The organism is Qingrenia yutianensis (assembly GCF_014385105.1).
Taxonomy (GTDB): Bacteria; Bacillota; Clostridia; order UMGS1810; family UMGS1810; genus Qingrenia; species Qingrenia yutianensis.
The window spans coordinates 1-6,085 of record NZ_JACRTE010000038.1 but is presented as its reverse complement, the minus strand read 5'-3'; the positions used below and the strand labels follow the sequence as shown (position 1 = coordinate 6,085).

12 protein-coding genes and 1 pseudogene are annotated in these 6,085 nt (G+C 40.6%); all 13 read left to right on the top strand.

The annotated features are described in order from the left end of the window. Positions 1–168: a DUF6017 domain-containing protein gene (locus H8706_RS12475; protein WP_394354573.1), complete on the top strand. Its 168-nt coding sequence runs from the start codon at positions 1–3 to the stop codon at positions 166–168. 18 nt (positions 169–186) lie between these two features. Beyond that, positions 187–381 carry a hypothetical protein gene (locus tag H8706_RS11665; RefSeq protein ID WP_262432773.1) on the top strand — a complete coding sequence of 65 codons (195 nt, stop codon included), beginning with the start codon at positions 187–189 and terminating at the stop codon, positions 379–381. Further along, the gene (locus tag H8706_RS11660) at positions 374–1,189 is read left to right on the top strand and encodes a ParA family protein (protein ID WP_262432772.1); all 816 of its coding nucleotides are present in this window, start codon (positions 374–376) and stop codon (positions 1,187–1,189) included. Before H8706_RS11665 ends, H8706_RS11660 begins: the two co-directional genes overlap by 8 nt. Beyond that, positions 1,149–2,069 (top strand): ParB/RepB/Spo0J family partition protein, encoded by a 921-nt coding sequence (locus tag H8706_RS11655; protein WP_262432771.1) that lies wholly within the window; start codon positions 1,149–1,151, stop codon positions 2,067–2,069. Before H8706_RS11660 ends, H8706_RS11655 begins: the two co-directional genes overlap by 41 nt. After that, complete coding sequence (locus tag H8706_RS12470; protein ID WP_394354572.1) at positions 2,069–2,188, top strand: DUF3789 domain-containing protein; 120 nt, start codon at positions 2,069–2,071, stop codon at positions 2,186–2,188. Before H8706_RS11655 ends, H8706_RS12470 begins: the two co-directional genes overlap by 1 nt. Before the next feature lie 6 nt (positions 2,189–2,194). Next, on the top strand, positions 2,195–2,449 hold the full coding sequence (locus tag H8706_RS11650) for a hypothetical protein (RefSeq protein ID WP_262432770.1): 255 nt from the start codon (positions 2,195–2,197) through the stop codon (positions 2,447–2,449). 10 nt (positions 2,450–2,459) lie between these two features. After that, positions 2,460–2,660 carry a hypothetical protein gene (locus H8706_RS11645; protein ID WP_262432769.1) on the top strand — a complete coding sequence of 67 codons (201 nt, stop codon included), beginning with the start codon at positions 2,460–2,462 and terminating at the stop codon, positions 2,658–2,660. Next, a complete protein-coding gene (locus tag H8706_RS11640) occupies positions 2,650–2,847 on the top strand; it encodes a hypothetical protein (protein WP_262432768.1) in 198 nt (65 codons plus the stop codon). The genes H8706_RS11645 and H8706_RS11640 overlap by 11 nt, the downstream gene beginning before the upstream one ends. Position 2,848: 1 nt before the next feature. Further along, entirely contained in the window at positions 2,849–3,436 is a 588-nt protein-coding gene (locus tag H8706_RS11635) for a hypothetical protein (RefSeq protein ID WP_262432767.1), read from the top strand. After that, positions 3,436–4,479, top strand: a complete 1,044-nt coding sequence (locus H8706_RS11630) for a hypothetical protein (protein WP_262432766.1) — start codon at positions 3,436–3,438, stop codon at positions 4,477–4,479. Before H8706_RS11635 ends, H8706_RS11630 begins: the two co-directional genes overlap by 1 nt. A gap of 64 nt (positions 4,480–4,543) precedes the next feature. Next, positions 4,544–4,918 carry a hypothetical protein gene (locus H8706_RS11625; protein ID WP_262432765.1) on the top strand — a complete coding sequence of 125 codons (375 nt, stop codon included), beginning with the start codon at positions 4,544–4,546 and terminating at the stop codon, positions 4,916–4,918. A gap of 86 nt (positions 4,919–5,004) precedes the next feature. Further along, complete coding sequence (locus H8706_RS11620; RefSeq protein WP_262432764.1) at positions 5,005–5,154, top strand: hypothetical protein; 150 nt, start codon at positions 5,005–5,007, stop codon at positions 5,152–5,154. Between the two features lie 35 nt (positions 5,155–5,189). Continuing rightward, a pseudogene (locus tag H8706_RS11615) lies at positions 5,190–6,085 on the top strand (DEAD/DEAH box helicase family protein); the annotation flags it as partial.

Sequence of the window (6,085 nt, the reverse complement as noted above, 5' to 3'; positions counted from 1 at the left end):
TTGAAAATTGACTCGTCGCATATTGAATATATAGACTTCGCCCTGCGGAGCAACACATCAGATGTCCGGAATATCCGGGCATTTTTAATTACAACGATTTATCGGTCGTTTGAAACGGCAGATAATTGGTTTGCGGCAAAAGTAAAATACGATATGGCAAATGTATAGGAATCGGAGGCGGTATGTGTGGAAAATATCGAACTGCTGGCAAATGCCATAATTCTGCAAGCGGTAAAAGATTATCGGCATACATATTCGCCGCAATGCAGAGCAGAAATCAAGCGTTTTTTTCGTTCCGAATGGTTCCGTGCTTTGACACGGCTTGACGGAGAAATGCTTATATCAAGATTAGAAAATGAAAGGAAAGGTTTTTATGGGTAAAATAATCGCAATATCAAATCAGAAAGGCGGAACAGGCAAAACAACAACTACCGTAAATTTAGATATCGGACTTGCAAACGAGGGTAAAAAGGTGCTTTTAATTGACTATGACGCACAGGGCAGCTTAACACAATGCTTGGGTTATCCCAATCCCGATGAATTATCGGTTACAATTTCAAGCCTTATGGAAAAGAGTATCAATGAGCAGCCGACGGAACACGGTGAGGGTATTTTACATCACTCGGAGGGCGTGGACTTTATTCCGGCGAACATTGAACTTTCCGGAATGGAAACATTTTTGGTGAACACTATGAGCCGTGAACGGGTACTCAAAAACTATCTTTCACAGATAAAGGACAATTACGATTATGTGCTGATAGACTGCACTCCGTCGCTCGGTATGCTGACAATAAACGCACTCACGGCGGCAAATGAAGTAATCATTCCCGTACAGTCGCATTTTCTGCCGGCGAAAGGTCTTGAACAGCTACTCGGTACGGTTGCAAAGGTTAAACGGCAGCTTAACCCGACACTTAAAATCAACGGTATACTTCTGACTATGGTTGACGGTCGCACAAATCTTGCAAAGGATATATCACAGCTTATACGAAAGACATACGGCAGCAATATAAAGGTTTTCAAGACAGAAATACCGCTTTCGGTAAAGGCAGCGGAAACCTCTGCGGTCGGCAAAAGCATTTACAGTTACGACAAAAACGGTAAAGTTGCCGATGCGTACAGAAATCTTACAAGGGAGGTTATGAACAATGAGCAACGGACTAAACATAAGTCTGAAATCATACGATAGTATTTTTCAGAGCGAGGAACAGCGAAACACCGAAGAAATAAAGCCTGTTCCCATATCCGAATTAAAACCGTTTACGGAGCAGCCGTTCAAGGTTAAACTTGATGAAGATATGGACGCACTTGTGGAAAGTATCAAGCAATGCGGCGTACTCACACCCGTAATTGCAAGACCGCATAAAGACGGCGGTTATGAGATACTTTCGGGACATCGCAGAGTGAAAGCGTGTGAGCTTGCCGGAATAACCGATATTCCTGTTGTGATAAAAAACCTTGATGATGATACTGCTACAATTTTGCTTGTAGACAGTAATCTGCAACGGGAACACATCTTGCCGAGCGAGAAAGCGTTTGCCTATCAAATGAAGCTGGAAGCAATGAAAAGAAAGGCTGGCAGACCGGAAAAGAATTATTCCCAAATTGGGAATAATTTTAACGAAGCCACTTCAAGTGAGGAATTTTCAAAAGAAGTAGGCGAAAGTAAAAATCAGATATTCCGATATATACGCTTAACAAATCTCATAGACCCCATTTTGGATATGGTGGATAACAACCAAATTGCAATGAATGCCGCCGTTGAAATATCTTATCTCGGCTCGAAAGAGCAAGCGGCGGTTATGCAGTCTATTGAAAAAGAGGAAACCTCTCCCTCTATCGCACAGGCACGGAAAATGCGAAAATTTCATCAGGACGGAAATTTAAGCAATGCTGTAATTGACAGTATTATGATGGAGCAGAAACCCGAAACGGTTAAAATTACGCTTGGCGAGGACAAACTAAAAAAATACTTCCCGAAAAGCTATTCAAAAGCAAAAATGGAGGAAATTATCTTGAAACTGCTTGATAAATGGCGCAGGCAACGGGAAAATGAAATGGAGCGATAATGATGTTAAAACTTATACTTATATTTCTATCCGGTGTTGCAGTCGGCGGCTTTCTTGGCGTTATATTTATGTGTTGCTTTATCTCTGCCGGACAAGCTGACAAAAAAGAAACGGAGTGATTGATTATGGAATGGCGAAAAAATCAAGGCTTTATTATAACAAATCAAATAACGGTCGGCGGCGCTGAATTTGTGCTTGGTGTTCACGAAAAGAATCCGAATAGCTTTGTAACTTGGCAATGCAAAGGCAAAGACGATTATTTTTGGGGACATTATTTTACAAATCTGCTTGCGGCACAAAAAGACTTTTGCAGACGGGCGCTTGATGAAATCAAGGCTGTTGAGGTTATGAAGAAGCCGCCTAAAACGAATGAACGGTGAGGTGAAGTGATTGTGCGAAAAGATAAACGACAGACTTAACGGCAGCGGTTGTACTGACATTACCGCCTATGAAGCAATGAAAGCCGTACGGCGAGAGGAACGGCGAAACCTCATAGCTGAATTAAAGGCTCTTGCAAATAAGCACGGATACAGAATTGTCAGTACGATACGCCTTAAAGATATGGACGGTGATACCATAAATGACGAGTAGAGATTGCTTTGCATACCGCAATGACCACTATTGTACGGTGCTAACTGCGGTTGTGTGCAAAAGCAAACAATGTAAATTTTATAAAACGCATAAAAAGTACCGTGATGACCTTAAAAAATATCCGCCCTGTGATTATGCGGACATTTACGCAAAACGGCACAAAAACGATATGAAAGGATACGGATAAAATGGAACAGAAAGAAAGATATGCCGAAAGCTATAAAATTACACAGGCAATACATATCGGAACATCTGAAATTGTTATTGGTATTGATATGAACGCAAAAGACAATATGTATTATATGGTTGCCGACTATGAAAACAACGGAATCTTTGAAAAATACGATAATGCTCTTGTCAGCGACAGTTATACGGAAATACTCTCAATTTTTACGGAAAGAATAAATAACGGACTTGCTCAAATAAAAGAGATTGAAAAAACCTTTTCTGATAAAATGATTACAGCCGATATGTGCGACAGTATCAGCGGCAAAAATTTGAAAGGAGAAATTATCGTTATAAATGCTGATGAGTTATACCCCGAATACAGAACACAGGCGTACCAAATTGTGAGGTGTACGGGCGGAAACGGAGCATTGGCAAACGCAAGAGGCAGTGCTGTTTTTTGCGAATATTTTTACAAAGACAAACACGCAAGATACGAAAGATATGATGTTCTCGGAATATTGAAGCCGGAGCATTACCCCGAATGGCTTAATAAAAGGCTTGAAGTCGAAAAGGTTAAGAAAAAATCGCACAAGGAGGTTGAACGCTGATGGAACAGAAAGAAATACGCTTCATAGATAGCCGTTATAACGAGCTTTTCCGAATAAAAGACGGTGAAAGCATTACGGTTAAATTTTCGGACGGCTCTATGTCAGACAGAAAATGCACATATATTGATGATTATCATACCAAAATCGGTTACAATGTATTTCATATTTGCGAATTTGCCGAGCTTATGGAGCGTGGCAAAAGTACATACCGCCCGAAAGACACACCGGGATATACGCTTGAAAAAATTGAGCAGTCGGAATTTGAATACACCTTTGCACCGAGCAAAAATGAAGAACTAAATCGTGGTTGCATCTGCTATATTCGCTGTTATTTTGATAATTCCGTTGACGAGCGTTTGCAGACTGATTCCCTGCTTGAAAACAAAGAGAATTATGAAAAATATCATACTCCCGATTTTGCTCTTGAATGTGATAATGTTGTAAACTACCTCAGATTTCAAGCGGACACGCCTATTCTCAAAAGCAGGGTTGCAATGCACAATGCGGCATACGACTTAAAAGCTGAAAGGCTTGCAAGCGACAAAGATGTTTGCGGCTACAAGGTAACAACAGATAAAAATGTATTTTACATACGGTGCGATCCACGCAAAAATACATATAACGCATATATCTATTGCTATGATAAACAGGCATTGCAAACCTACAAGGACTTAAAATTTATTGAGCAGAATTATGACGCTATCGACAAGGATAAGTTTTTTAAGACAACGAACGGCGTTACGGAAATGTACTATAACCCCGATGCAAATGCCGGAGGACAACTCGTTGAACTAACCATATATAACGAGGATATTTTGGATGCGGCAAAGCTATATAAGAAACCGCAGGACTTTTTCTCTCACATTGAGGGAATGTCAAAAGGAGCTTTGTATGATGTCGGCACCGAAACCTTTATGGAAGCGGCGAAGGATTTTATCGAAAGCAAGGCGGATTTTGAGGGTTGTTCTCTTAAAACAATGAACGCACTCAAAAAATATGCTGCTCCCGAAAAATCAAAAACCGATAAAGAGCCGGAGCGATAATTTTTTGCAAGGTGATATAAAATACAGTATAATAAAATTACAGAAAAAGAGGAGCGTGATTTTTATGATGACAGCAAAAATAAACTTTATAACAAATAACTTGCTTGTGGATATGACTTGCAGAGAAAACGAACTTCGCAGCAGCTTGCAGAACATCGGAATACTTATTGTGCCGAATATGATATACCTCGATAACCGCCGCACACTTCAAATTCAGCTTAACGCAAATGATGAGGTCGGCGAAATCGTGAAAACGCTTATCAATACCGAGCGTGATACTCTCGGAACGGTTCAAAGGCTGTGCCGGAGCGTGTATTGCTTAAATGCAAAACACCGTGCGGAGCTTATCGAAATGATAGAAAACGGCGAAATCACAACCGCCGCCGAGGGCATTGAAATGGCAAAGCGGCTTCGTGAGCCTGTGCAGATGTGCAGATAAAATCTAATAACAAACACGATAAGAGCATTGAAACCACAATTTCAATGCTCTTTTTCTATGCAAAAAATCAAAAGGAGCGATATAAAATGAATGAAAATAAAAAACAATTATGCCCGAACTGCAAAACAGGTGCGGACGCATTGAAACTCGATCCGCACGAGCCTATGTGTCCATATATGGAATTTCATAACGGAAAGGCTTGCACAAAGTATGTGCCTATCGAAAAAGATAAATAGCATAGTCAAAAATATATTTTTGGAGGTGAAATCAAATGGCAAGCAAGCTGCAAAACATCTGTGCTTTATCAGATGAAGTTGGCAAAAGCTTATCCGATTATGAAAAATGGACAGCGTTTTTGAAAAGTGCGGCGTGGCAATATAAATACTCCTTTCAAGACCAGCTATTTATTTATGCTCAACGCCCGGACGCAACGGCGTGTGCAAGCATTGATATTTGGAATAAACGGTTAAAGTCTTGGATAAATCGTGGTGCAAAAGGTATTGCCCTGCTCCGTGAGGGCGACAGAGGACAATATCTTGACTATGTTTTCGATATTTCCGACACGCATAGTAACAATGGTCCGATACGGCTGTGGCAGTACAACAGCCGCTTTGACAATGCCATTATCGAAACGCTTGAAAATTCGTTCGGTGGGCTGAAAAAGAAAAGCAGTATCACGGACGCAATTCTTTCAGCGGCAGAAAATGCGGTCGAGGACAGTAAATCAGACTATCTATCAGAACTTAAATACGCAAAAGAAAACAGTTTTTTGGACGGCTTGGACGAGCTTAATATTGATGTGGAATTTCAGCAGACTGCGGAAGTGAGCATTGCATATATTGTACTTCAAAGACTCGGAATTAACGCAGATAATGTTTTTGAGCGTGAGGACTTTCCGCATATTATGAACTTTAACACAGCGGAAACGCTTTCGGTTTTGGGTAATGCGGTGTCAAGCATTTCGGAGGAAACTCTCCGAAACATATCCGAAACTATCAGAGCCGAAGTGCGTGAAGAAATAAATGCCCGAAAAAATTTTGCGGAAAAGGAAAATGCGGTGTATAATGAAGTCAAAGAAAAAGACGCACCGACAATAAATAATGAAAGGACGGATAATTATGACAGAGATAACATACACGGAAGTAAACGGGTATCTGATACCGAACT

What these genes read in the sequence shown, in the direction of transcription:
- H8706_RS11660 (WP_262432772.1), top strand. Translation starts at nt 374, where the DNA reads ATGGGTAAAATAATCGCAATATCAAATCAGAAAGGCGGAACAGGCAAA.
- H8706_RS11655 (WP_262432771.1), top strand. Translation starts at nt 1,149, where the DNA reads ATGAGCAACGGACTAAACATAAGTCTGAAATCATACGATAGTATTTTT.
- H8706_RS12470 (WP_394354572.1), top strand. Translation starts at nt 2,069, where the DNA reads ATGATGTTAAAACTTATACTTATATTTCTATCCGGTGTTGCAGTCGGC.
- H8706_RS11650 (WP_262432770.1), top strand. Translation starts at nt 2,195, where the DNA reads ATGGAATGGCGAAAAAATCAAGGCTTTATTATAACAAATCAAATAACG.
- H8706_RS11640 (WP_262432768.1), top strand. Translation starts at nt 2,650, where the DNA reads ATGACGAGTAGAGATTGCTTTGCATACCGCAATGACCACTATTGTACG.
- H8706_RS11635 (WP_262432767.1), top strand. Translation starts at nt 2,849, where the DNA reads ATGGAACAGAAAGAAAGATATGCCGAAAGCTATAAAATTACACAGGCA.
- H8706_RS11630 (WP_262432766.1), top strand. Translation starts at nt 3,436, where the DNA reads ATGGAACAGAAAGAAATACGCTTCATAGATAGCCGTTATAACGAGCTT.
- H8706_RS11625 (WP_262432765.1), top strand. Translation starts at nt 4,544, where the DNA reads ATGATGACAGCAAAAATAAACTTTATAACAAATAACTTGCTTGTGGAT.
- H8706_RS11620 (WP_262432764.1), top strand. Translation starts at nt 5,005, where the DNA reads ATGAATGAAAATAAAAAACAATTATGCCCGAACTGCAAAACAGGTGCG.